Source organism: Alteromonas sp. AWJ4_197, from assembly GCF_056160285.1.
In genome coordinates this window covers 23,287-48,188 of sequence record NZ_JBSWWW010000008.1, presented here as the reverse complement: position 1 = coordinate 48,188, position 24,902 = coordinate 23,287, and the positions used below count along the sequence as shown (strand labels likewise).

The window sequence follows — 24,902 nt, the reverse complement described above, 5'->3', positions numbered from 1 at the left end:
CACTTCCGCGTGTAGGGTACGGGATGCCCCGGAAAACAATGCGCCCGACCACTTTTCTTATTGTTCTGAGCAATTGTAAGCGCATTCAGGGCAAAATTTAACGCTTTTCTTCATCAGACGATAGTAGGGCATGTACTCATCGTAATATGCTACCCCGTACCAGATAGCATCCTGCTTAAGGGTTTCAGGTACATCAGCCTGTGCGGCAGGAATGACCAGCAAACATGCCAGCAGTAAGATGCGGTTTAACATGAACTCTCCCTATTTCTTGCTTCCGGTATTAGCCGGGAGTTGAATGTCTATCGATGTCATAATTCTTTAAAAAAATTTACAATCGTATTTTTTAAAGAATGAATGTGAATGTAAAATACTGCATAATCTGCGATGTATAAGCGTCGTGGCGCGATATGTTGTTATTTATTGCACACAAATAATGTTTAATTCAATCGTTTTTGGTTAAAAAAATGTTATTTTCAATGTTGACATCGATGTCTGTTTTGGTGGTATTTTATTCAGGGCAACGACTCGGGAAATGCTCACTGGCTGCGGATATCGGGCGCAGAACAGCAGTGATTTCAACCGGCAAAGTGTTATGGGTAGTCAAACTGCCGGTCAGCGTTCCTGCCGTTGCTCAATCAAACAACCGTTACAGGATTGAGGGACACACAATGAAACCACAACAATTAAACAAAATAACACTTGGCTTAGTTATCGCCGGCGGCTTATTCCATTCCCAGGTGTTTGCACAGCAAGCGCCGGCAGCCGCAGAGGAAGAGCCTGAATACGAACAAATCATGGTTACAGCGAACCGTACCGCTACTGCCGCAGAAAAAACGCCGGTAGCGTTGTCGGTATTAGGCACGCAACAACTGCGTGATCAGGGGATAACCAACCCTACACAGCTCGCAGAAACGGTTCCGAACGTTTCTATTGACCGGACCAACGGACTTCAAATTACTATCCGTGGTGTTACCAGTACGGATAACACCGAGAAGGGAGATCCTTCTGCAGCATTTATGCTTGACGGCATTTACATTGCCAGACCTCAGGCGCAGGAAGTGTCGTTCTTCGATATAGATCGCGTAGAAGTACTGCGTGGTCCGCAGGGCACGCTTTACGGACGAAACACCACTGCCGGTCTCGTAAATGTTATTTCGGCCAAACCCCATGAGTTTTTTGAAGCCTCTGCAGATATGACGCTGGGTAATTATAATACCCGCCAGTTCACCGGCATTGTGAATATGCCGGTAAACGACAGCGTGTCTTTCCGTGCTGCAGTGAATATCGATCAACGCGACAACTATGTCGAATACGAAGCATTTGATGGTACTGAGGCTGTCGATATCTCCGATTTCAAAGATAACCGGTCAATCCGTCTGTCAGGGTTGTTCAACTTCACCGAAGATATGACCTTGCTGGTTCGCGGTGATTACTCGCAGATGAAAGGCAACAATATGGCATCTGTACCGGTACACAATTTTTTTGAAACACCCTTCACCGACCCGTCGACGACAGAAACCGGCGAGGGAGTATCGCCTGTCTATGTAAACCGCGGCTCAGATAATCAGCAAACACTGGCTGCCGGATACTTCCCTGATGTGTATGCAGATAACTCTACCTGGGGTGTGATGGGGGATTTCACCTGGCTGTTAAACGATGCGCTGACCTTCAACTATCTTGGCAGCTACCGCGAGTTTGACCGTGACGAAATGTTACCTCTATTGCTGGGTGGCGATTCGGCAAGCAAAACCGATTACTGGGTTGACGGGCCTTTCTCAGGTACTTATGAGCAGCAGTCTCACGAATTCCGTATAGCGTATAACAGCGACAAGTGGCTGGCGCAGGCGGGTTTGTATTATTTTGAAGAACAGTCCGGGATCCGTCTCGACATTATCGGTTTGATCAACCCGACACCGGGTGAAGACGGCTATATTTTCGGCTTTCCGCAAAACCCTACCAAAGCCGATTCGCTGGGCTTTTTCAGTCAGGCGACTTACAACGTGTCTGATGACTTACGCCTGACTGCCGGTATCCGCACAACGAAGGATCAAAAGTCCCGTGCCGGTGCCACGATTTTCCACAAAAACCTTGGCGAAGAGCTGAACTTCCAGGCCAGCGACGACAATCCGCTACCTGATTCGCTTAATTACGCAGACCGTGAGTATTCAAAAACTACCTGGAAGCTTGGCGTAGATTACGACATCAGTGATGCCACCATGCTCTACGGCAGTATTGCCACAGGCTACAAAGCCGGCGGATTTAATGACGGCTGTGTGGAAGGCGCAACAGGTTGTAACAGTCCGCTGCCTGAAGCCGCAGTCTACTATGACCCGGAAACGCTGACGTCTACAGAGCTGGGTATCAAAACCCGCGTGCTGAACAACAAGATGACTATTAATGCCAACGTGTTTAGTTACGACTATCAGGATCTGCAGCTTTCGCAGTTAAGTTATGTATGTGGCGGCCCTTGTCAGGTAACCACTAATGCGGCAGAAGCCACCATCAACGGTGCCGAACTGGATACTTTCTATCGTCCGGATGTAAATCACCGTTTTAATGCAGCAGTGACATTACTTGATGCTTCTTATGATGAGTGGATTTTAGATGAGGAAGCCGGTGTGAGCTTCGCCGGCGAACGTTTGTCGCGCTCTCCTGAATGGACCGTTACTGCCGGTTATCAGTACACCATGGAAATGCAAAGCGGTGGTGAGCTGAGTTTCGCTCTGAACACCCGCTGGAGTGCAGAGTATGAAATATTAAGCAGTGCACTGCGCGCGAATTTCCGCCAGCCCGGCTTTACCAAAACAGACCTGACCATGACATACAACAGTCCTGACAGAGACTGGTATGCACAGGCTTTTGTCAAGAATCTTGAAAACAACATTACTTTGTCAAACGTTGGCCCGAGCGGCGATTTCAACACAGGAACAGCAACCTTTGCTGATCCCCGTCTTGTTGGGGTCCGCTTCGGGTACAAGTTTCAGTAATGGCTAACCGGGGGCTGTTCCGCAGCTCCCTTTTTTAACCATGAGTGAGTGAAATGAAGATAAATCTGAAGAAAACTGTGCTGGCATGTGCAATTGCGGCTTTAGCAGGTTGTGCAAATGAGCAACCTGCAGACTCTACGTCAACAACGGCAGCATTCCGTGATTTAAATGGTAACGGTCAGAAGGACATCTATGAAAATGCCAGTCTGCCCGTTGAACAGCGTGTGGCTGATTTGATCAGCAGGCTGACGCTGGATCAGAAAATCAGGCTGGTTACCGGCACGGGCTTCAGAGTAGACAATATTGGCGGATCGGAAAAAGTGCCCGGCGCTGCCGGTTCAACGTTCGCCATCGATGAATTAGGTATTCCCGCACTGGTACTGGCTGACGGGCCTGCCGGTGTGCGTATTTCTCCCGAGCGTGAAGGGGATGAAAATAAGTACTACGCCACTGCATTTCCTATTGCAACTCTGCTGGCTTCCAGCTGGGACAAAGAGCTGCTGAACGCCGTTGGCACGGCCATGGGTGAGGAAGTTAAAGAATATGGCATTGACCTGTTTCTCGCACCGGGAATGAACATTCACTATAACCCGCTGGGTGGCCGGAATTTTGAATATTATTCTGAAGATCCGTATCTGAGCGGCAATATGGCTGCCTCGATTGTGAATGGTATTGAGTCGAATGGTGTAGGTGCAACCATCAAGCACTTTGTGGCGAACAGTGGAGAAACCAGCCGGATGTGGATGGATTCCCACGTCAATGAACGTGCATTACGCGAAATTTATCTGCGTGGATTTGAGATCGCTGTTGAGCAGGCGCAGCCATGGGCAATCATGACGTCCTACAACAAATTGAATGGCGTCTATACCTCTCAGGACGAAAAGCTGCTGACAGATATTTTGCGCGGAGAGTGGGGCTTCGAAGGCCTGGTTATGACTGACTGGTTCGCCGGTGATAACGCTGCAGCGCAAATGCAGGCGGGCAATGATTTGATTATGCCCGGCATGCCGGATCAGCGTGAAAACATTAAACAGGCGGTGGAAAGTGGCAAGCTTGAAGAAGCCGTGCTTGATCGCAATCTCAGCAAAATCTTTACTGTAATGCTGTCGTCTCCCACCTTTAATGAATATGAGTACAGCAATAAGCCTGATCTGAAAGCGCATGCTGAAGTGGCCCGCCGTGCTGCTGCAGAAGGGGTTATTCTGCTTAAAAATGAGCAGGCAACCTTACCGCTTACCGGTGCTCAGAATGTAGCCGCATTCGGTAACACGTCTTATGCCTTTATCGCCGGCGGCACGGGCAGCGGCGATGTGAACGAAGCGTATACCGTATCGCTGGTGGAAGGGCTGGCAAACAGCTCTCTGAAAGTAGATGCAGTATTACAGGCAGACTACGAAGCCTTCATGAAAGCGGAAGACGCCAAACGTCCGCCGAAGAAAAATTTCTTCGAGTTGCAACCTCCGTTACCGGAATACACGCCGTCTGATGCACAGATTGCCAGCATGGCAGAGTCAAACGACGTGGCGCTTATCACCATTGGCCGGAATTCCGGTGAGTTCCAGGACCGTATCGTTGATAACGATTTTGACCTGAATGCGACTGAACAGGATTTGATAAACCGTGTTTCCGCTGCGTTTCATGCTAAAGGCAAGAAAGTGGTTGTCGCGCTGAATATCGGAAACGTTATTGAAACGGCCAGCTGGCGTGACAAGGCCGACGCGATTGTGTTGCCCTGGCAGGGCGGTCAGGAAGCCGGTAATGCACTGGCTGATGTGCTCACCGGTAAAGTCAATCCGTCAGGTAAACTGGCAACGACCTTTCCGGTTAAATATGCCGACCTGGCATCAGCCAGCACATTTCCGGGCTCCCCCACATCTGAAGACGACGTGAAAGACCCTTACATTGGTCTGTTCGTGGGTAAAGAGTCACAACTCGACTATAACGAAGGCATTTATGTCGGCTACCGCTATTACGATGCATTCAATGTGAAACCGGCTTATGCCTTCGGTTACGGCTTATCTTACACCGGTTTTGACTATGGCGATGCCGTTGTGAAGGCCGGAAAGAACGCTGGTGATTTCACCGTTTCGGTGACCATCACTAATTCAGGAAAAGTAGCAGGGAAGGAAGCGGTTCAGCTTTATATCTCTGCGCCGGGCAGTGAAAAACCGGTCAAAGAGCTCAAGGGATTTGAGAAAACAAACGAGCTTGCACCGGGACAGTCGCAAACCCTTGAGTTTGCAATAACACCTAAGCTGTTGGCTTCATTTAATGAAGCACAACGGGCATGGGTGGCCGATGCGGGTGAATACAATATCCACGTTGGCGCTGCCTCTGACAATATTCAGTCTGGTGCCAGTTATTCCCTTGACTCGCCTGTAGTGGCTGAAAAAGTGAGTGTAGCGATGAATCCTGCACCACGGTTGAGGGAGCTGTCTGTACAGTAACCTCTTGCAGGAAGTGATGCCCTTCTTCCTGCAACCTCAAAGCCACCCTGCGGGGTGGCTTTTCTTTTTTACAGCGATGTATCAGGCGTTTGGGCGAGCAAACCGGTCTGGTAGTAGATTCCCAGTACAATCCGCTTAATTTCTATTTCTGCTTTCACCGCGTTAAGACGTGCTGATATTGCCTGTGATTCACGGCTGTTTAGTAAGAACAGGTCACTGTCCCCCATCTCAAACCGTTTCTGTTCCTGACTGAACAGCTTTTCCGTTAATACCGCCTGCTGCTGTTGCAGTTCAGCCATGGTTTTGCCGTACTGCAGTGCCTGTAAACCCACTGCCATATCCCGTTCAAGTGCATCCTGTGTGGTCTGAACCACGGCTTCAATTTCACGCAACTTTAACGAAGCCTTTGCCTCATCAGCCTTCGCCTGGCGACGGCCCAGCGGCATGGAAAATTGCAGGCCGACTTTTGTTTCTGTACCGGTCAGGTTCTCCGGCCCGCTGCCGATATCCCGCGCCAGCTTTGCTTCAATATCCAGCGTGGGTAAGAGCGCGTTCTTTGCCAGTCGCAGCTTGTTTTTCGCCAATTGCATTTCTGCCTGCAAACTGGTGAGAGCAGGGTGCTGTGCAATCAGGCTCTGCAGCAACGCGGGCTTAACCGCAGCACTCATCCAGGGCCATTGAATATCACCGGGGACAGTATTCAGAGTTGCCGTGCTGACCGGACGGAATTGCGCATCGCGGTAATAATAAGCCAGCTTCTCTCTCGCCTGTGCGGCCTTCCTTCTGGCATCTTGTAAAGCCAGATTACGCTGCATCACCGTGACCTCAAATTCTGTCTGGGTGATGCGCGCAAGATCTCCTTCTTCAACCCGGGTATTAATAGCGTTTCCACGGGTCTCGGTGGTCTTCACCAGGGCTGCGTATATCTGCTCATTCAGATGACTTTCGTACCAGTCCAGATAAGCCGATAAGCCGTTGTAAACCAGTTCATTCAGGGCCAGGGCGGCTTCTGCATCCCATTGAGACATACTCACTCTGGCATCTTCGATGGCCATCCGTTTTTTATCCGTCTCCCGGTTTTGCAACAATGACATGGCAAAACCGATACTGGCCTCACCACCGGTCAGCGTTTCATAGTAACGCTCGTAATAGGGGAAGGTACCGTTACCGATACGGTATTCGGCTTTCACCTTAGCATTGGCGGTTCCCAGCGGATTGACAACCCGCTGAGACAGATAGTCACCGCTGTAGTAACCACTGGTGCGGAGGGCTGTATCCTGCTCGAGTTGCACATCAAATGCCGCTTCAGCGTAAGCCAGCTCCTGCCGGCGCTGACCACCTTTGGCTTCAAGCTCAAGCAGCTTAGGATGATTGTGCAGAATAGACTGCAGAACTGTTTCTGCAGTCGGTGGTGGTTGTTGCGCCTGAGCGTTCAGGCACAGCAGCAGAAAACTGGCAGTAAAAAAAGAAAAATACCTCAACATGCATACTTACCGTGGTGTTTGTTCTGTATCTGACCTGACATTTTCAGGCGGGAAGTTATTCAGCTGTCGCCAGAGTTCGTAGCCAATACTGACTTCTTCCAGCAAGATCCAGGCATTGACCCTGCTGTCCAGACGGGCAAAGGTTTCTTCCGGCCAGGGCTTTTCCTGCGGATCCTGTTCAATCCATACATTAAACAGTCCGTTGCGGTCTGCCACCGGTTCAACAATCGCCACTCTGCCACCGAATGTACCTATTGATGTGCCCGGCCAGCCGCTGAACTGGAAGATTGGCCAGCCTTCAAATTGCAGACGCACCTTCCGGCCTTTTGTGACCAGCGGTGCATTCAGTCCATTTACTTTCACTCTTACCATGCGCTCGACACCATCAGGAATAAAATACCCGAGTACTGCGCCCGCACTGACCAGCGTGGATAAACCACCGGAGTGCAACTGGGTCACAGTACCATCCTGAGGTGCGTACTTGGTCTGAGTAGATTGCCTTGCCAGCGACGAGTTCAGCGAGTTCCGGCTTTGCTCAGACTGAGCGGCTGTCGCCAGTCTTTCCTGTAACGTATTTTCCGCCACTTCAATGTCGCGGACCGAAACCAGACCTTCTTTGTTTAACCGTTTCTGACGATCCAGGTTTATGCGGGCATTTTCCACAGCCATCAGGTCTGCATCCAGTTTCAGCTCCGCGGCTTTTACCTGGGCCTGAAGGCGTTCAACCAGCGCTTTATCTGTGTCGACCAGGGTTACAATGGGATCGCCTTCTTTTACTTTTTGTCCTTCCCTTACGTGCCAGGTTTTTATTTGCCCGGGGACCAGTGCGGATATGGGTTGAGCGCGGTCAGCCGGATTAAGCGTGCTTACAGTTCCCGTACCGTAAGCCGTTTGTTGCCAGGGCGCAAAGTACAATATTGCGGCGGTGACTGCGATAAGAAGAAAGAGCATATACGCCACTTTTCTGTACCAGGTCGGCACAGTCTGTTGCGAAAGCGTCTTCATTTTACTCATGAATTCCTGCTGATCAGAGTAATTCATCACAATTCCTCCTTGTCAGCGAGCACATCATGGGAAAGCAACTGTGAATCACCATTTAACACAATGGTGGCATCAAAGACTTCCTGAATCGGACTGCTGGTAAAGTACATCACCGTGACCGGCTGGGTATCGAGGTATTTCAGAATTTTATATCTGTATGCTTCAGGAATGGCATCAAAGTGCTGGTTCAGCACAATTACCCCCGGTTTCGACAACAGGGCGGCAGCCAGTTTCAATAACAAAAACTCCATGGGCTGAAGGGGATGGCCCAACTGCGACAGACTGGTTTGCAAGTCGTCTTCCAGTCTCGCCAGTGTCGGCTCCAGTTGCAGTTCGCGAAAGATTTCCCGAATCGCTTTTTCGGAAGCATCCGGCGCATCCATGCGCAAATATTCAAGAATTGAACACTCAATAATGAGAGAGCGGTCAACAATGGCAATGGCCTGACGCAGCTCGCTGGTCTGGTAATCCGTTAATGCAAGGCCTCCCAGTTCTACCCAGCCAGACTCCGGCGTTTCATAACGTTTAAGTACCGTCATCAGTTTTCGTTGTTGCCATGCCTGCCCGGTGACGACGTAGTATTTTCCGTTTTCCCGCAAGGCCATATCAATTTCCACAGACTCGTTTTGCTGAACCAGCACAGTCTGACGGAAGTGGAGATCGTTACGGGTAAAGGTTTCGTTATCGGAAGACTGTACATCTTCCTGAGGAATATTCAGTGCGGCATTGAGCTTCTCTGCCGCACCATACAATTCATAATACAGGTTCAGGTATACACTGAACCGTGAAATACCAAGAAACACCGCAGACATGATCAGTTCGGCTGCAACAAGCTGACCGACAGATAATTGCTCCTGCACAACCAGTACACCACCCAGTCCCAGAAGGGCGGAGCTGGCCAGCGCATAGACAATCAGGAAGAGTACGGTCTGGGAAAAGGTAAAAGTGAAATGTCCGGCGTGACAATTCACATAACGACTGATGATTGCCTCCGTTTTCTCAGCAGCATGGTCAAGATGCCGGCTGGATTTGAAAAATACGTGAGCAGAGGAAATTTCGCTGAGCCATTTTGCGGTGGCATATTTAGAATCAGACAAATCGATGGCTGTATTTTTCGCTGGCGTACTCAACATCCGCCAGATAAAGTACATAGAAATGATAATCACCACATTAAAGACAAACAAAAACGGGTGATAGAAAGAAACCAGTGTGATACCTACCAGCATCTGAAGCAGAAGTGCGAAACCGTCTACCATCAGTGATGGCATATTTTTCTGAAAGGTCATTACCTCAAAAAAACGATGAGTTATCGTGCTGTTTTTCCGGCCTTCAAAAAACTGATGAGGGGCCTGAATGGTTTTCAGTACAAGATCGGCAGTCAGCCGGCTATAGATCCGGCGCTCATAATATTCCATAACCCGTGTTCTCAGGGCACTGAATAATCCGTACAGCAGCAAGGTACAGAAAAGGATTGTACTGATCACCAGAACCGCGCTGACTGAAGCGGTATAAACCACGGTGTTGATAAGGGTTTGTACTGCAAACGGTACGGCGAGGGTCAGTAAACCAATCATCAGGCCATATGCGATAGCCAGGTAAAAAAAGCCTGCTTCCGGCTTTAAAATATCAAACAGAAGCGTTTTGGTGCGGCGTAAGTCTTTTGTTGCTGCCATGGTGCTCTCAGAGGCTAAAAAGGAAAACGTCGGGTATCACAGAATTTAACTAAACCTATGTTTCATATCAATGTAATAAGTCTTTATAAATCATTAGTATGACTATCAGAAGTTACAATACGTGATTTCCCGTTAAATTGTTCTTTAAAAGCGGCTAAAAAAGACAAAAAAGCCCGGCGAGCCGGGCGTGTTTAACCGTTAATCGCAGGCGTTTATTCCTGAGGTTTGCCGCTACGGTATTTGTCGAACCAGGCCAGAATGTTACCCACTTTCTGGATCAGGCGTGAAGGACGGGAAGCGATACCGTGAGATGCCCCCGGTAACCTGACCATCGCAGAGTCTACACCTTGCAGGCGCAGTGCCTGATAAAACTGCTCTGATTCACTGATTGGCGTACGGTAGTCTGATTCGCCGGTAAGCAGCATAGTGGGGGTTTTCACGTTGCCCACCAGAGACAACGGTGAATGTGCCCATAAATGGTCAAATGCTTCCCAGGGTTTGCCCGGCATCCAGTACTGAGTGAAATACGGATACGCGTCAGCAGTCAGGCCGAAACTGATCCAGTTGATCACCGGCTTGACCACCACGGCTGCAGCAAACCGATCGGTTTTTCCTACTGACCACGCTGTGAGTACACCGCCGCCGGAGCCACCGGTGATGAAGAGGTTCTTTTCATCAATAAAACCTTTTGCAATTGCAGCATCGGTGACATCCATCAGATCGGTAAAGTCGTCAGACGGGTAGTCGTGATGAATCAGGTTGCCGAACTCTGCACCGTAAGACGAACTTCCACGGGGATTCGACCACACAACAACGTAACCCTGTGCTGCCATGAGCTGGATTTCCATTGAGAAGTGCGGGCCGTAAGCAGCGTGGGGGCCACCGTGAATTTCCAGGATCAGTGGATAAGATTTGCTTTTATCGAAATCCGGAGGCAATGCAATCCAGGCATCAATATCACGGCCATCAGCAGATGACTTCACCGGTAATGCCTCTACCTGCGCAAGCTTCAGATGTCCCAGCGCATCATCGTTCAGATTAGTCAGGGTAGTGATTTTTTTCTTCTTAAGCAGTGCCAGATCCGCCGGTTTTAGCGGGTCATCCTGAGTAAACGCCAGCTCTCCGTTGGATGAAACAGCAAATTCCCCTGACGTATAAGGTCTGCCCAGGGACTGACCGCCGGTGGTGGCATCGAAACGGGTAACATCACCTTTCAGACTGACACTGGCCAGGCGGGTTTCGCCGTGATCAAGATAAGAGAAATACAGTGACTTGTTGTTATCTGACCATTCGACCTGCTGAACTGAGCGGTCAAGAGAGCCCGTCAGACGGCTCAGTTTTCCGCTTTCCAGATTCAAAACTACAATGTCGCTGAACTGGTAAGCTTTTTTATTATCATTAATTTGTTTGAAGGCCAGATATTTGCCGTCGGGGCTGAGCATTGGAGACTCTTCCGGTCCGGCCATATCTGTAACCGCTGTGACGTCAGCAGACTGAATATCAACACGGTATATGTCGCTGTCAAAAGGAGACAATTCATAGTCTTCTGAACGGTTGGCAGAAAAATAGATCCCCGAGTTGTCGGGGGTGAATGCCAGGCGACCGTCATTAGGGTAATTACCCGTAGTCAGCTGGCGGGGCGTACCGCCGGATACCGGCAGAATATAAATCTGACTGAATCCGTCAGGTAAATATCCCTTGCCGTCAGCACGGTATCCTGTTTTCTGAATGATGCTGGCGGCGGGTGCCCAGTCTGCACCTTTGGGTTTTTCCGGCATAGCAGTAAACAGCGGTTTGGTTTTTACCGGTGTGAACATAGTAAACGCCAGATGTTTGCTGTCATGGGACCAGGTAAGGTTTCCGGGGGCCTTTGATACTTCTGTGAGTCTGGCCTGCTGGCCGGAGTCGAGATAGCGCACATAAAGCTGATTGCTGCCATCTTCATCCGAAAGATAAGCCAGCATGGTGCCGTCAGGGGACAATGTAACCTGACGCACATTCGCGCTGCCGGCAATCACCGGACGATGCCTTTTACCGTCCGTGCTGACCTCCCACAGTGTGCTGTGTGTGCGGTCCTTCATAATATCCATAGCACGGCGTTCGTAGTAAACTGACTTACCGTCTTTGCTGAAAAACGGAGACGCTGCGTATTCAAGATTGAAGGTGTCTTTATATTGCAGTGTGTCGGGCAGTTGCGCTGCATGTGCAGTAAAGGTCAACGCCGAAACCAGACCGCCTGCGAGAGCGAATGGACGAATGAGCATAGTGAGTTCCTTGTCGTTCTTATGATTATACCGGCAACGGTACAAGCCTTAAGCTCGTTGTCTGCCGGGCTAATGAAAACATACAGCATCACGCCGGTCAGCGGATACCGTTCGTCTTGTTTCTGTTTGATTTCGTCTGGCGGTGTTAAGTCAACTGCCGGCAAAGCGGGTCGTAAAAGCGATCGGTTTTTATACCGCACACGTTAAAATTTAAAATGGTTAACTGGCAGAGTCCATATGGATAAATCCTTAATAAGTCGTTATCCGGCACTTCGTTTTCTACTTTGTGCCGCTTTTGTATTTCTGGTGTCGGGTTGTGCATCCAATAAACCGCAAATCAACATGGACGAAGAACAGAACTTTTCTGCTATCCGCACTTTTTCTGTTGAACCGCCGCTGAACACTGTGAATCCCACTATAGAGAATTATCTGCGTACCACTATTACTGATGTGATGACCGCAAAAGGACTGACAGCGGCAAGCCCGGATGAGGCTGACGTCAAAGTCGCATTTCTGCCTTCCACAGCCAGAAAGGAGGACGGTAAGTCTGTGAGTTTCGGATTGGGAACCGGTTCGTTTGGCCGTTCAGGGGGAATATCCCTGGGCAGTATTTTTACTGTGCCTGTAGGTGAACAGGTGTCTGTTTATCAGAATTTGCAGATTGATGTGATTAAAGACGGGCAATTTATTTACAGCGCCACCGGCAGCGCCGAACTGGAGAAAAGTGACAGTATTTCTATTCAGCAATCCCTGACTGAACTTGTAGGTGAACTGCTGGCCAGTTATCCCGTAAACCAGTAAGTGGTGGTGATGCTGAATGCACTTGAAATTGCGGTGACTGCCCCTTGGTAAACCGTGTCGCAGCCCCACTTTTGAATACTTCAATTACCGGTAAATTAAGGATACTGCTATGAGCCGACATTTCGAACAGGCAGACGGATTGTGTGAACGTAAAGATCCCGCAACTGACGGATTTGTATTTAATCAGACTATGTTGCGCATCGCGGATCCGGTCCGTTCGCTGGATTTTTATACCCGCGTTATGGGTATGACTTTACTCAAAAAGCTCGATTTCCCCGACATGGAGTTCAGCCTGTACTTCCTGACCCACGGGGAAGACTTCTCTGATATCAGCGAGGATGACACCAGACGCACAGCACAAACTTTCGGTCGTCCGGCCATGCTCGAACTGACACACAACTGGGGCGACACCGCCGGAGAAACCACCTATCACAATGGTAACAGCGATCCCCACGGTTTTGGTCATATAGGCTTTCACGTACCGGATCTGGAGGCTGCCTGCGAGCGTTTTGAGTCACTGGGTGTTGCGTTTCAGAAGCGGTTGTCTGACGGAAAGATGAACAATATCGCGTTCATTAAAGATCCGGACGGATACTGGATTGAAATTTTCGACGCTGAGCGGGTCGCTAAAGGCTGATTTCAGCGGACAATATAAATGCCATATTTTATGTAGCCGCTTTTATGCGGCTATTTTTTTCTTCTCAGACGAACGGATATCCTCTGGGGCTTTTTTGTTCATATCAGGAGCTGGCTTTTTTCTGAGATGGTAATTTGAGTAATTGCACCAAATGATTAGAAAGGTATAAATGTAAGATTTAATTGCATTTTCCCTTATGTTTCTGTTATAAATTCCTCTTTTCTGTAGTATTGCGACTCAAAATGGATTTTATCAGCCGCAAATTTATATTTGTTGTCAACGTTTTTATAATATTTCTGAGTGGTTGTAACAGTACTCCACCTGCACTATCTCACGACACAAAAACCGTAAGTTCTGAGAGAATAGCCCTTAATGAGGTATTTGAGGCTCGCGGTTTTTATTTATCTTCTGCTAATAACATTAATTATCTCAATGTAAAGCAATGCGGTAACTATCAGTTGCAGAGTCACCGTGGATCGGTACGGTATCCTGAAAATTCAATAAACGCAGTTGTCGATGCTTTAGATAACGGGTTTGACGTTGTCGAAATTGATGTTCAGGTTACCCGGGATGGGGTTTGGGTTGTTCATCATGACAAACGGACCGGAAGAGAAACGGGAACTGTAGATAATGTTCAAAGGAAAATTGAACGTATACGTTATTCAAAAGAATGGGGCTACCTGCGCACCCGTGATCGAAATTCGGGACAGTTATCAGATACAGTACCGCCTGATTTTCGTGCTATGTCTAAAGCTTTTGCATCAAATGCAGGTCCAGGAAAGAAACTGAATATTGAAATTAAATCCGATGCCCCATCGGGAGATTTGGAAATGCTGGATTATCTGGCATTTACAACAATCGGGCAAGGTCGCTACTACTATTCCAGTTTGTCACTCAGAACCCTCGAACGGATGCGCAATATTAATTCTCAGGTTTTTTTATCTTTTATCCAGAGTCCGGCAGAACAATCAATGAAGCTTTTAAAAGCTCAAATCGAAAAGGGGGCGTCGAGTGATAACCTCTATCAGGATAATCAGGAAAGGATTGAGAACATCGCGGGGGTTGCTTTTCGTCGCTACAAAGAGAAGCGCTACGATTCTCACGCAGGGATTAATACTCTTAGAAAAGCTCTTAAAAGAAATTTCGGAATGGCAATTGATATTCGCCAGTACATTGGTCAGGCTGGTCGCATCAAACCTTTAGTTACTGGCTACCAGATACCTGTCGCTACATATACGATCAATGATCACGTATATCATGCAAATGCACTGTTAAAAGTAGAGGCAAGGTCACGGCCCGATTCAGTCATTATTGATGATACTCTTTATGGGTTTTGTACCCAATATGGATTGCCGGATATGCGGGCATATACCGGTTCAACTGCCTCAACCAAACGTATCGCAATCTTGCCTGTAGATCTTGATTTAGAGCGCCTTGACGAAGTGGATACATACTTTGACAACGGTCTTTATCCCGCGTTGGGTGGTCTGCTTAAAAATATAGATAAAAATGTGACAAGCCCTGCCTTCATCCCTGTTATGTTGAATCTTGAAGCTGGCCCTAAAGAGCGGGAGCGCGAAGTCAATCTGAAAACTGACAGGGCAATTGAAGTTGAGCTAAGGGATTCAAATGATGCACCCTTCTTATAAACCCAAACCGTGGCGGCTATTCTTACTCATTTTAAGTGCAGCCTATTTAGTTCCGGAAGCAATCTTCAACGCGCAACTTGTTTCCCTGATAGGCCTTGGTACACCTCAAGATAGCCAGTTAGAACAATTAGAAGTGTATGGTCGTGCTATTTCAGGAATTGGTGCTACTTTATTGCTGGCTGACCTGCTTCCCGGTAGATTCTATTGTTCAGCCGGACGAGGTTTAATGACGTTAGTCTGTGTAGCTTGTTTCGTATGGCCAACGGTCTATTTCGGTCAAAAAATAATTGTAGAGAGATTTATCGCGTCATCTTCACCGGAAGAACGTGAACATGCTGTGCTTAGTGCCGCTTTAAGGGACGCATTGGCGTTAAATGCTGTTGCCGTGGCTGGTCTTGAATACGATACCGCGATACAGGACAGTTCTGAAAACCTTACTTTTTTAGCGCTATTTGGAGGCCTGCTGTATGCCGACGATAAACTAGCGGGTAATTTAGAGAGCTACAAACATCAGATTGTTAAGCAGTTTGTACAAAAAAAAGCTTATAAGGATTTTGATCGACATTATCAGGACTTTTCGAGCCTGTATGTACAATTGTCGGAGAGTTACAAAGACTACGCAAAAGGTTCAAATACCTATAATCAAAAACTGGCTGACATTCCAAAACAAGAGCTGGAGTACTGGCAAGCAATAGAACAAAAAATCAATCAGGGCTGGCAAGATTATCAGCAAGCAACGAAATCATATATTGCTCGTGCCGAGGCCAGAGCACAGAAATATGGGCCTGGGATTTTTAAATATCATAAACAGGTAAATGGCTGCCAGGAGCGCTTTCAGAAATCTTCACAAAAAGAACGCAGAGTCCAGTGTGTTGATCGGTTACATGTACGATATAAATCTGAAATAGACAAAGCCGGACTGGGATATGTCGAGCCTGGTTACTGGCTCATTGAAGAAGATGTTAGCGGACTTGAAAATGCGGCTAACACAGCTATCGCTGGTGTTATCACTGGGGGCGTTTCTACGGCTTTGCAATTGCTGAGCTGGGCTACAGGGGGAGATGGAGGAATAAGGAATAAACGCTATAAATATACTGATGATCCCTCTCATTACCAGCGATTAATACTTGCACATCCTAATTTTCAGACTCAGTTCCAAAAAGATACTGGATATCCTATGGATATACAGGACTTGGAAGCATTTCGGAATCATGATGAAACACAACAACGAGTCCGAAATTCTCTTAAAGTTAAAGGGTTAGTGCTCTCTGAGGAATGGCGGGTTGAGCAACGTTTAGCATTTTCTCAAGCCGTTTTTAATAAAGTTAAAACTGAAGCTGATGCAAGTTGGAACGAAGCGATGCAGCGCGAAGGGCTTTCAGTTCCGGTTAATTTACAATGGCATGATTTTCAGCTTCACCCCAGTGTTCAAAGAAAGATTGCTGATAAAATGGGAGATATGTATGTTAATAACGTACAAGCTGATTGGAGCCAGGCAAATTTTAAACAATATGTTCTCGATCCAAATATAGAAAAAAGAACGCTTCGTTACCTTGATATGATTTCAGGCGCAAGAGTACACTTTGAAGATGGTCGTCAATATGCTGAAGCAGGTAAACAAGCGCTGCGTTCAGTACTCATACCGCCAATTTCGATGTTTTTGAGTTTGTTTTTAATCTGTCTGACCATAATAAAATTACCCATCAAGACTTACGAAGTTTTGAGGCCGGATTGGCAGAAAAATAAGTCGTTATTGGTTAGGATTGGCATCAAAAATATGCCTGTTTTCTTGCTATGTACTTTACCTTTTCTTCTGGTGCAAAGCCAATTTACTGCCAGTTCCGACAGTCCGGTTAACTATTTTCTTGAAAAGGTCGAAACTAATAGTAATCCCGTTATATCAATGGCCTTACGATGGACATTACATGCTCAACCTGTTCTTCATCCTTTGGGGCTGGCGTTTGAAACGAATACCGGCATTTATAGAAACGTCGAACCGTTAACCCACAAACTTGCAGCACTAGATGTAAAGTTGCCAATAGTGCATGGAGCCTCTGAGCAATTGTCTTCAGATGCAACGAATACACCGGTTACTCTGACAATTGTATCGAATGTAGCGGGAGCAAAAATCCGTATCATGAATATCAAACCGATATACCGGGAAAAAATGTTGTTGGCCCCCGGTAACTATGAAATTGAAGTCAGTGCAAACGGATACCATACGAAACGCAGTTGGCATCGCATTTCGGAAGAGAACCAAAGCCTGGAAATTGAACTTGTACCGTTGTGAAAAACGGTTGGTACGAAATGATACCCGAATTATGTGGCCTGATCTTCTGCTATAGGTACGGATAAAATGCCCTTTTTTGTAAACCAGACTTCCAGTGGCAAAGTTGCCAGTGGCGGAATAGCAGCAAGAATAGCGAGGATACTGTGCCACGCGCTCCAGCGAAGGCGGACCGCTGCAACAATGGCAACCACAAAATAAATCAGAAAGGCGATACCGTGGAGACGGCCGAATAACCAGACACCCAGGTCGGTGACTTCAAGATTGTATTTGAAGTACATACCGGTGATCAGACCGAACCAGGTAAATGCTTCAATGCGCGCTGCGATAATAAAGATTTTTTCCATGTCAGTGGCGGGACTCTGTAAATGAAGAACATGCAGTTTACCTGCACCGGGCATGAAGTGAAAGGTTGAGAATAATTCTTATTTAAGAAGTTGAAATGAAAGAGGTCGCAACCGCGACCTCTCAATTCATGATAAAGGGGGAATTATTGCGGCTCTGCCGGTGCTTCAACCTCTTTACCTTCGCCACGTTTTTTACGGTCGCCTCTGTCAAACTTGTCACTACCACGTTTGTCGCCACGGGGTCCGCGCATGTCTTTATGTGGTCTGTGCATCATATCCTGCAGCATCTGTGTTTTCTGTTCTTCTGTGAATACAGCCCAGAATTCATCACGCAATGCTTTCTGCTTTTCTTTCAGCGCTTCAAGTTTTGCTTCCTGATCAGCCGTTAACTCGACATCTTTCATCATTCTGTGCATTTGCGGCGGTACCAGCGGGGGATCCATTTTCTCCATTCGCTCAGTTTTTGCTGCTGCGCCGGTTGCTGCTAACGCGAAGCCTGTTACACCCGCACCAATGAAAAGAGCGGCAACGCCTACAATGCTTAATTTTTTAATCGAACGTTTCATAAAGTTCTCCTGAAAATCTGCTACCTCACAATGAGGACGAATACATACTATCGCGCTGAATGTCACGTAACGTTAAGAAGTGCAAATCTGGTGTGAACATATGAAAAGTCAGGCATTATTGACCCTGTAATAAGCAAGTTGACATAGCATTGACAGACGACGTATTGACATGAGCATTCTATTAATCGAAGACGATAAAGGGCTGGCAGAGTTACTCACTGAGTTTCTCGGCATGTCCGGCTACGACGTGACTCACTGTGCTGATGGCGAGTCAGGTCTTGCGGAAGCTCTGGCCCGCAGCGATATCGAGCTGGTTTTGCTGGATGTAATGCTGCCCGGCCTCAACGGGCTGGACGTACTTAAAGCCATCCGCCAGAAAAGTGAATTACCGGTGCTCATGCTGACAGCACGGGGGGACGACCTTGATAAAGTACTCGGGCTGGAACTGGGTGCTGACGATTATCTGGCGAAACCGTTTAACGACCGCGAATTACTGGCACGTATCCGGGCAATTATCCGTCGTACCGGCGATAAAGCCGCAACAGACGAACCGGCCAGTTTGTCGAAAAAGTCTGTTATCCCGATTGGCGATATCAGCATTGATGTGCAGAAAATGGTGGTGACCTGTCAGTCGCAAGTGTTGGATCTCACCGGCAGCGAATATGCATTACTGAAGCATCTGAGCTTGCAGCCCGGAGAACTCATCACTAAAGAAGAGCTCTCCGAGGCGTGTCTGGGACGACGCCTGCAGGCCTTCGACCGCAGTATCGACACCCATATCAGTAACCTGCGTAAAAAGCTCACTGCCGCAAATTCACAGGTAGACATTAAAAGTCAGCGCGGGCGCGGTTACGGGATTTTTGCCTGATGACCGGTGCTGTTCGCAATTTTAATCTGAAAGTACTGGGCTGGTTCTGGCTTACTCTGCTGGTGTGTATTCTGTCCATTGCCATACCGGCGTTTATCCTGCAGGAAATCAATGAAAACGAGCCCCTGTCCGGCAGGGACAGTCGTTTGTTGAATAATGTGGCACAGAGAATTGATACCATTCTTCTCAGCCGCCCGGCAGATCCTCATGGTATCCCCCGGCAACTGGAACAACTGGAAACCCGCACATCTTATCAATGGCTCATTGTTGATAAACAGCTTAACGTGGTGCAAAGCAGTATGCCTTTGCGGCGCTCCCTCACCGAAGAATTCAACAGCAAGCGCTTCTGGTATTTCATTCAAAAAGAACAGCAAAGGGAAATTAATCTGGAGTGGACCCGGCTAGTAGGTCCGGTCTCTCTGACCGCCAGGCCAGATTGGAAACTGGTGTTGTGGCGTCCGGAACGACCACGGCCTCTGGATGTTTTCAGAGCCGTACCGTGGTGGCTGATGCTGGGTATTTTTATGGTAGTGACCAGCTTGATGAGCTGGTTACTGGTACGTTCTATTGCCCGTCCGCTGAACCGGTTGGGTGACGCATTCACTGCGGTGGGGCAGGGGCAGTTGAATCACCGCATCGAATACAGTCAGTCTGTGGAAAAAGGCGGCCGTCGAAGCGGGGAATCACCTTTTACCCGCTTGTTTGCCCAGTTCAATGATATGACCGGTAAAATAGCAGCGCTCATTCAGAATCAGAAACGCCAGAGCGCCGACATTTCTCATGAGTTACGCACCCCGCTTACCCGGCTGCAAATGACACTGGCACTGGTACGCCGAAAATGCGCGGACCCCTCGTTGATCCCGCTGCTGGAACGGGCAGAAAAAGAAAATGAGCTGCTCAACCTGCATATTCAGCGTTTATCCGATCTCACCACCATGGAATCCCGGGCTATCTCGCAGGGCAAAGCAGACATTACTGTAAAAGCATTACTGGATGACTTGTGTGAAGATGCTGCATTTGAGGCGCAACAACTGGGGATCGCCTGGCAACATACTCTTGCAGACGGCACGCTCAGTATTTACGAAGAGCCATTCCTCACCGCCATTGAGAATGTGGTGCGAAACGCATTTAAATACGCAAACTCGTCCGTTTCCCTGGCTTGCACTGTTGCCGGTAGTCAACTGACTATCGTAATCGAAGATGACGGGCCGGGTGTGGAACCGGCAGATTTATCAAAACTGACCAATGCGTTCTACCGCACTGACAGCGCCCGTAACAGCGACACCGGCGGCTTGGGTCTTGGCCTCGCTATTGCCGCAGAAGCTGTTCGTCTGAACGACGGCGATATGTCATTCAGCTTGTCAGATAAAGGTGGTTTGCAGGTGAATATGCAGTTCCGGTTGACACAGAAACCGTAACTATTTACTGCTAATATTTGCGGTCCGGGTAGAGGTTTTATCTTCGTCCTTTGTTAAACTTGCCGCTGTTTTTACCGGACTGTTTCTCTATGCTTCCATTTATTCTGCTGCTCATTGCTACCATGTTGTGGGGTAGCTCTTTCATTGCGCTGAAAATCGCGTTTGCCGAATACTCGCCTATGTGGGTAATTTTTCTGCGTATGGTGGTGGCAAGCATTTGTTTTCTGCTGATGTGGAAGGGCCTGAGCCGATTCACTTATCAGAAAGGCGACTGGAAGTTACTGCTGCTGATGTCTGCTGCAGAGCCTTGTTTATATTTCGTTTTTGAAGCCATGGCACTACAGTACACCTCGGCTGCACAAGCCGGTATGGTCACAGCGGTTTTACCGCCTATGGCGGCAGCACTGGCGTTTATCTTTTTAAAGGAACGCATGACTATCACGGCTCAGGCAGGTTTTGTGGTCGCTTTTGCCGGTTTAGTCTGGCTTAGCTGGGCGGCTGAAGAAAATGTTCATGCCAGTAATCCTGTGCTGGGCAATACCCTTGAACTGGCTGCAATGGCATGTTCTGCGGTGTACTGTGTTTGTGTGAAGAAACTGTCCACCCGCTACTCTCCGCTGGTACTGACGTCTTTACAGGCGTTTTCCGGTGCCATATTCTTTATGCCGCTGGCATTCAGTCAGGATGTGCCGCCATTACATGCCGGCCCAGCGCTTTACGCTATTGTTTTCCTTGGCGTATGCGTGACCTTAGGCGCCTATCTGCTGTATAACATTGCCATTACCAAAATGGATTTAAGCAAAGCGACCATTTTCAGTAACCTCATTCCCGTATACACCATTGGCTTTGCGTACTGGCTGCTGGACGAAACCCTCACGCAAACCCAATTAATGGCATGTGGCCTTATTCTCAGTGGTGTGGTGCTGGGGCAATCTAAACGCAGAAAGAAAACGGTTATGCCGGCTGAACGGGCGTTCGAATCGTAAATTTCTCCGGATTGTAGTCATATCCGGTTTGTTCACGGGGCGCGATTCTGTGTTAAAATCACAGTCATCCGGCCCATGCGAAGGTTCTCAGTGAGAACCTGAGAGTTAGCAAAGGGCTTATTGATGGTTTGGAGTGCAGGACCGCTGAAAAACCAGTTCTATATTCGTTAAAAGATTACAGGTTTTTCTATGCTATCTACCCACCGCCGGTTTTCGATTGCACCTATGTTGGACTGGACTGATCAACATTGCCGGTACTTCCTGCGTCAGATCTCAAAACACAGCTTGCTGTACACCGAGATGGTCACTACCGGTGCATTGATCTACGGTAAAGGCGACTATCTTGCGTTTAACGAAGAAGAGCATCCGGTGGCGCTGCAGCTGGGCGGGTGTGATCCTTCCGATATGGCACGGTGTTCTGAAATGGCACAGGCACGTGGCTATGATGAGGTCAATATCAACGTAGGGTGTCCGTCTGACCGGGTTAAGAACGGTGCGTTTGGCGCATGCCTGATGGCGCAACCTGAAGTGGTGGCGGATTGTGTGAAAGCCATGCAGGCGGCAGTGGATATTCCGGTAACGGTTAAATGCCGTATTGGCATAGACGATATGGACGAATACGAAGGTTTTGCCAGGTTTGTTGATATTGTTGCAGATGCAGGCTGTGATACCTTTATTGTGCACGCCCGTAAAGCCTGGCTGCAGGGATTGAGCCCCAAGGAAAACCGTGAAATTCCACCGCTGAATTACCCTCGTGTTTATCAGCTTAAAGAAACACACCCCAATCTGAATATCAGCATTAACGGCGGGGTGAAAACCCTGGACGATACTCTGGATCACTTAAACAAAGTTGATGGCGTGATGATGGGGCGGGAAGCCTATTCGAATCCCTATTTGCTTTCGTCGGTTGATAAACTGGTTTTTGGCGATGATGCACAGGTGAAATCCCGCAGCGAAATTGTTCACATTATGCAGCAGTACATTGAACGTCAAACCGATGAGTGGTTTAAACCCTGGCACGTTGCCCGTCATATGCTGGGTTTGTACCAGGGACAGGCCGGCGGGCGCATCTGGCGTCGTTATTTGAGTCAGAATGGTACGGGCAAAGAGCGTGATCCAAACCTTCTGATGAATGCGCTGGAGCAGGTAGAGCAGGCGCAGGCCAACGCGAAAGCCTTTAACGATTCCCGTGTTACGGAACAGTAGTACTAAATGGTTTTAAAAAACGGCGCGTAAATGGTCGCGAAGGTATCCTTCGGTCGGGGCCTGAAATGACCTTTTACAAGGCCGGCCCGTTTTATCCGGTCGATGCGGAATACACGGGTGGCATCCCTTAAATGATCCCAGGCGATGATATACCAGATTGGCCAGTTCAGCAGAACGTAGTGGATTTCAATAACCCGCCTGGTCATGTCGCTGCTTTCAGCCTGATAGTCGATTTCCAGTAAGTGGCGACCCAGAAACGCTTCTGCTATGTCTTCCGACATGTCAGGCGCCGGTGCGCCATAATGCGTCGCAATATTAGCTGCTGCGTTGTTTCCCACCATAATTCTTTTGCGGATATCACTGACCACATGACGCTGCTTTTGCGGAAACGCCTGAAACAGTTTTTGTTTGATGTGTTTTAAATTTCCTGTGAGCAATGGCGACTGAAGGTTCTCCATAATGGCCAGCGCGAGGATAAGTTCAATGACTTCACGGTGAGTCAGATTCAGCCGGTCTATGCCCCAGCGACCAGACAACCGTATGCCGCCGCCCCGTCCGCGGTCGGATTCCACCGGGTAACCGGCCTCCCTGAGTTCTGCCAGTTCCCGCATAAGCGTGCGCTGACTGACCCCCAACTGTTCCCGTAAATCTGCGGTTTTCCAGTATTCCTCAGACTGCAATAAGCCAATCAGGCGGCTCCGCCTGTCAGTCCGGTTTGTGAAGCTTTTATTCGTCATATTTTTAATATGCCATTTAACGGCATAATTATCTATACACTTTCCGGTATGGCGAGTGCGGGGCCTTCAGGCCGCGTAATGAGGCCAGAGTTTGGTAGCCGTTTAATCACATTATAGGGAAGGTAAATCATGAAACATTTTTATAATTCAAGAAGCAGAAGTGCCATAACCGACTGGATGCTTGCAGAACTGGGCGTTAAGCACGAGCGGGTTTGTATTGATTTTGGCATACAGAATTCGCAACTGGATGAGCTGCACCGTATCAATCCGATGAAGAAACTGCCTGTACTGGTTGATGGCGATACTGTTGTTACAGAAGCCGCTGCTATTTGCGCTTACCTGGCGGATAAATATCCGCAGAAGGATATGGCGCCGGTTGCCGGGTCTGCTGAACGCGGATTGTATTACCGGATCCTGTTTATTTCAGGCTGCGCTATTGAACCGGCGTTTACGCTGGCCGCTGCAAATATTGAGTATCCCGATGCTTCCATGGCCGGCTGGGGTGACATGCCGAGGATCATCGATACAATCGAAGCATTAACACCAGATTCTGACTGGGCAACCGGTGAGCAATTTACTGCGGCTGATGTGATCTTTGGCGGTTTGCTGGACTTTGCATCTAAAGTGGGGTGGTTTACTCCGTCTCGTAAGGTACAAGCTTATATCTCCCGTTTGCGGCAGCGCCCGGCATATTTAAAAAGCCATCCTGACATGCTTCAGAATATGGCCGGTAAGCGAATCGCTTAACTCCGGTTTCCAGCAATAAGCCCTGGTGACAGAGATATTGAATCTCTGTCAGAACGGGTAGCGGAATAGACCAACGTAGGTGGTTTATTTCGCTAACTTGTAGTCCTGTTCGTTTTTTGAGCTTGCCGGTTTTTTCGATGATTAGTTTAATTCCATATAAATCAATGGCATAAAAAATTTTAGAGGTTGGCACGTCTCTCGCTATCTCTCAGGTAACTTGTCGTCGCAGTGAGTACGGCTTTATTTAAAACATTACCAGAGGGAAACACCATGAAAGCGAAAAAACTATTAACCAGCCTTGTATTAACTGCTGCGATGTTAAGTTCACAGGCGATGGCGCAGGAAAGTGCTGTTGAATCGTTCCTTGGCCGGATGATTGATCAGGCCGTGTCTATGGCGGGCGAAGAAATCAGTAACGGCGTACGCCAGTCTGTTGCAAACGCAACGTATAATTTCAGTTTGTCGGATGAAACAAAGACGGGGTCAGTGAGTGTGACTGATCTTGCTGCAAGCGGGACACAATCAAAATCTGAACACGCTGAATCTGAAGAAGAGTAAGCTTATGGCTTGCTGTAAGATGCGAATTCAGCATCAAACATTATCAGTGCGAAGTTGCAGGCAATCTTAAACGGTTGCCTGTTTTTTTATGTGCAATTGAAAATCGAAATTTGAAGATCGTCATTTTAACCAATCTGGCTGGTCAAAATGACTAAATATTTATATACGACCGTGCCGAGCACCTCTCCAATCCTTCGCG

Annotated in this window: 20 protein-coding genes; 12 read left to right on the top strand and 8 right to left on the bottom strand. The window is 48.2% G+C overall.

The genetic code is table 11. The features are described from left to right. Window positions 1-57: 57 nt before the first annotated feature. A complete protein-coding gene (locus tag ACXAGC_RS18130) occupies window positions 58-252 on the bottom strand; it encodes a hypothetical protein (protein WP_474846061.1) in 195 nt (64 codons plus the stop codon). Between the two features lie 416 nt (window positions 253-668). On the opposite strand from ACXAGC_RS18130, the gene ACXAGC_RS18125 reads away from it, so the two are divergent. Together ACXAGC_RS18125 and ACXAGC_RS18120 are read left to right on the top strand one after the other, a co-directional pair. Then, window positions 669-2,987, top strand: coding sequence for a TonB-dependent receptor (locus ACXAGC_RS18125; RefSeq protein WP_474846059.1), 2,319 nt, complete (start codon window positions 669-671; stop codon window positions 2,985-2,987). 53 nt (window positions 2,988-3,040) lie between these two features. Beyond that, window positions 3,041-5,434, top strand: a complete 2,394-nt coding sequence (locus ACXAGC_RS18120) for a glycoside hydrolase family 3 N-terminal domain-containing protein (protein WP_474846057.1) — start codon at window positions 3,041-3,043, stop codon at window positions 5,432-5,434. 68 nt (window positions 5,435-5,502) lie between these two features. Here the strand turns inward: ACXAGC_RS18120 and ACXAGC_RS18115 are convergent, their stop codons facing one another. The 4 genes from ACXAGC_RS18115 to ACXAGC_RS18100 form a co-directional block, all read right to left on the bottom strand. Beyond that, window positions 5,503-6,918 carry a TolC family protein gene (locus ACXAGC_RS18115; protein WP_474846055.1) on the bottom strand — a complete coding sequence of 472 codons (1,416 nt, stop codon included), beginning with the start codon at window positions 6,916-6,918 and terminating at the stop codon, window positions 5,503-5,505. 6 nt (window positions 6,919-6,924) lie between these two features. Then, on the bottom strand, window positions 6,925-7,959 hold the full coding sequence (locus ACXAGC_RS18110) for an efflux RND transporter periplasmic adaptor subunit (protein ID WP_474846053.1): 1,035 nt from the start codon (window positions 7,957-7,959) through the stop codon (window positions 6,925-6,927). Then, window positions 7,959-9,632 (bottom strand): ABC transporter transmembrane domain-containing protein, encoded by a 1,674-nt coding sequence (locus tag ACXAGC_RS18105; RefSeq protein ID WP_474846051.1) that lies wholly within the window; start codon window positions 9,630-9,632, stop codon window positions 7,959-7,961. The genes ACXAGC_RS18110 and ACXAGC_RS18105 overlap by 1 nt, the downstream gene beginning before the upstream one ends. Before the next feature lie 212 nt (window positions 9,633-9,844). Next, complete coding sequence (locus tag ACXAGC_RS18100; protein ID WP_474846049.1) at window positions 9,845-11,896, bottom strand: S9 family peptidase; 2,052 nt, start codon at window positions 11,894-11,896, stop codon at window positions 9,845-9,847. 237 nt (window positions 11,897-12,133) lie between these two features. Here ACXAGC_RS18100 and ACXAGC_RS18095 point away from each other — a divergent pair, with 237 nt between their 5' ends. From ACXAGC_RS18095 to ACXAGC_RS18080, 4 genes are all read left to right on the top strand, one after another. Then, entirely contained in the window at window positions 12,134-12,697 is a 564-nt protein-coding gene (locus tag ACXAGC_RS18095) for a DUF4136 domain-containing protein (RefSeq protein ID WP_474846047.1), read from the top strand. A gap of 109 nt (window positions 12,698-12,806) precedes the next feature. After that, window positions 12,807-13,334: a lactoylglutathione lyase gene (gloA, locus tag ACXAGC_RS18090; RefSeq protein ID WP_474846045.1), complete on the top strand. Its 528-nt coding sequence runs from the start codon at window positions 12,807-12,809 to the stop codon at window positions 13,332-13,334. A gap of 242 nt (window positions 13,335-13,576) precedes the next feature. Further along, complete coding sequence (locus tag ACXAGC_RS18085; RefSeq protein ID WP_474846043.1) at window positions 13,577-14,983, top strand: glycerophosphodiester phosphodiesterase; 1,407 nt, start codon at window positions 13,577-13,579, stop codon at window positions 14,981-14,983. Then, complete coding sequence (locus ACXAGC_RS18080) at window positions 14,964-17,273, top strand: peptidase associated/transthyretin-like domain-containing protein (protein ID WP_474846041.1); 2,310 nt, start codon at window positions 14,964-14,966, stop codon at window positions 17,271-17,273. Before ACXAGC_RS18085 ends, ACXAGC_RS18080 begins: the two co-directional genes overlap by 20 nt. Window positions 17,274-17,302: 29 nt before the next feature. Here ACXAGC_RS18080 and ACXAGC_RS18075 read toward each other — a convergent pair whose 3' ends face one another. Both ACXAGC_RS18075 and ACXAGC_RS18070 read right to left on the bottom strand, forming a co-directional pair. Then, window positions 17,303-17,617: a DUF3817 domain-containing protein gene (locus tag ACXAGC_RS18075; RefSeq protein ID WP_474846039.1), complete on the bottom strand. Its 315-nt coding sequence runs from the start codon at window positions 17,615-17,617 to the stop codon at window positions 17,303-17,305. 143 nt (window positions 17,618-17,760) lie between these two features. Beyond that, window positions 17,761-18,183: a hypothetical protein gene (locus tag ACXAGC_RS18070; RefSeq protein WP_474846037.1), complete on the bottom strand. Its 423-nt coding sequence runs from the start codon at window positions 18,181-18,183 to the stop codon at window positions 17,761-17,763. Between the two features lie 169 nt (window positions 18,184-18,352). On the opposite strand from ACXAGC_RS18070, the gene ACXAGC_RS18065 reads away from it, so the two are divergent. From ACXAGC_RS18065 to dusA, 4 genes are all read left to right on the top strand, one after another. Next, window positions 18,353-19,051: a response regulator gene (locus ACXAGC_RS18065; RefSeq protein WP_474846035.1), complete on the top strand. Its 699-nt coding sequence runs from the start codon at window positions 18,353-18,355 to the stop codon at window positions 19,049-19,051. Beyond that, a complete protein-coding gene (locus ACXAGC_RS18060; RefSeq protein ID WP_474846033.1) occupies window positions 19,051-20,469 on the top strand; it encodes an ATP-binding protein in 1,419 nt (472 codons plus the stop codon). Before ACXAGC_RS18065 ends, ACXAGC_RS18060 begins: the two co-directional genes overlap by 1 nt. Window positions 20,470-20,558: 89 nt before the next feature. Further along, window positions 20,559-21,455 (top strand): DMT family transporter, encoded by an 897-nt coding sequence (locus ACXAGC_RS18055; protein WP_474846031.1) that lies wholly within the window; start codon window positions 20,559-20,561, stop codon window positions 21,453-21,455. A 189-nt stretch (window positions 21,456-21,644) separates the two neighbouring features. Beyond that, window positions 21,645-22,661 (top strand): tRNA dihydrouridine(20/20a) synthase DusA, encoded by a 1,017-nt coding sequence (dusA, locus tag ACXAGC_RS18050; RefSeq protein ID WP_474846029.1) that lies wholly within the window; start codon window positions 21,645-21,647, stop codon window positions 22,659-22,661. A 2-nt stretch (window positions 22,662-22,663) separates the two neighbouring features. Here dusA and ACXAGC_RS18045 read toward each other — a convergent pair whose 3' ends face one another. Next, on the bottom strand, window positions 22,664-23,398 hold the full coding sequence (locus tag ACXAGC_RS18045; RefSeq protein ID WP_474846027.1) for a helix-turn-helix transcriptional regulator: 735 nt from the start codon (window positions 23,396-23,398) through the stop codon (window positions 22,664-22,666). A 129-nt stretch (window positions 23,399-23,527) separates the two neighbouring features. Between ACXAGC_RS18045 and ACXAGC_RS18040 the strand changes: the two genes are divergently transcribed. Both ACXAGC_RS18040 and ACXAGC_RS18035 read left to right on the top strand, forming a co-directional pair. Continuing rightward, a complete protein-coding gene (locus tag ACXAGC_RS18040; protein ID WP_474846025.1) occupies window positions 23,528-24,145 on the top strand; it encodes a glutathione S-transferase family protein in 618 nt (205 codons plus the stop codon). A gap of 270 nt (window positions 24,146-24,415) precedes the next feature. Further along, window positions 24,416-24,703: a hypothetical protein gene (locus tag ACXAGC_RS18035; protein ID WP_474846023.1), complete on the top strand. Its 288-nt coding sequence runs from the start codon at window positions 24,416-24,418 to the stop codon at window positions 24,701-24,703. The last annotated feature ends 199 nt before the right edge of the window (window positions 24,704-24,902 follow it).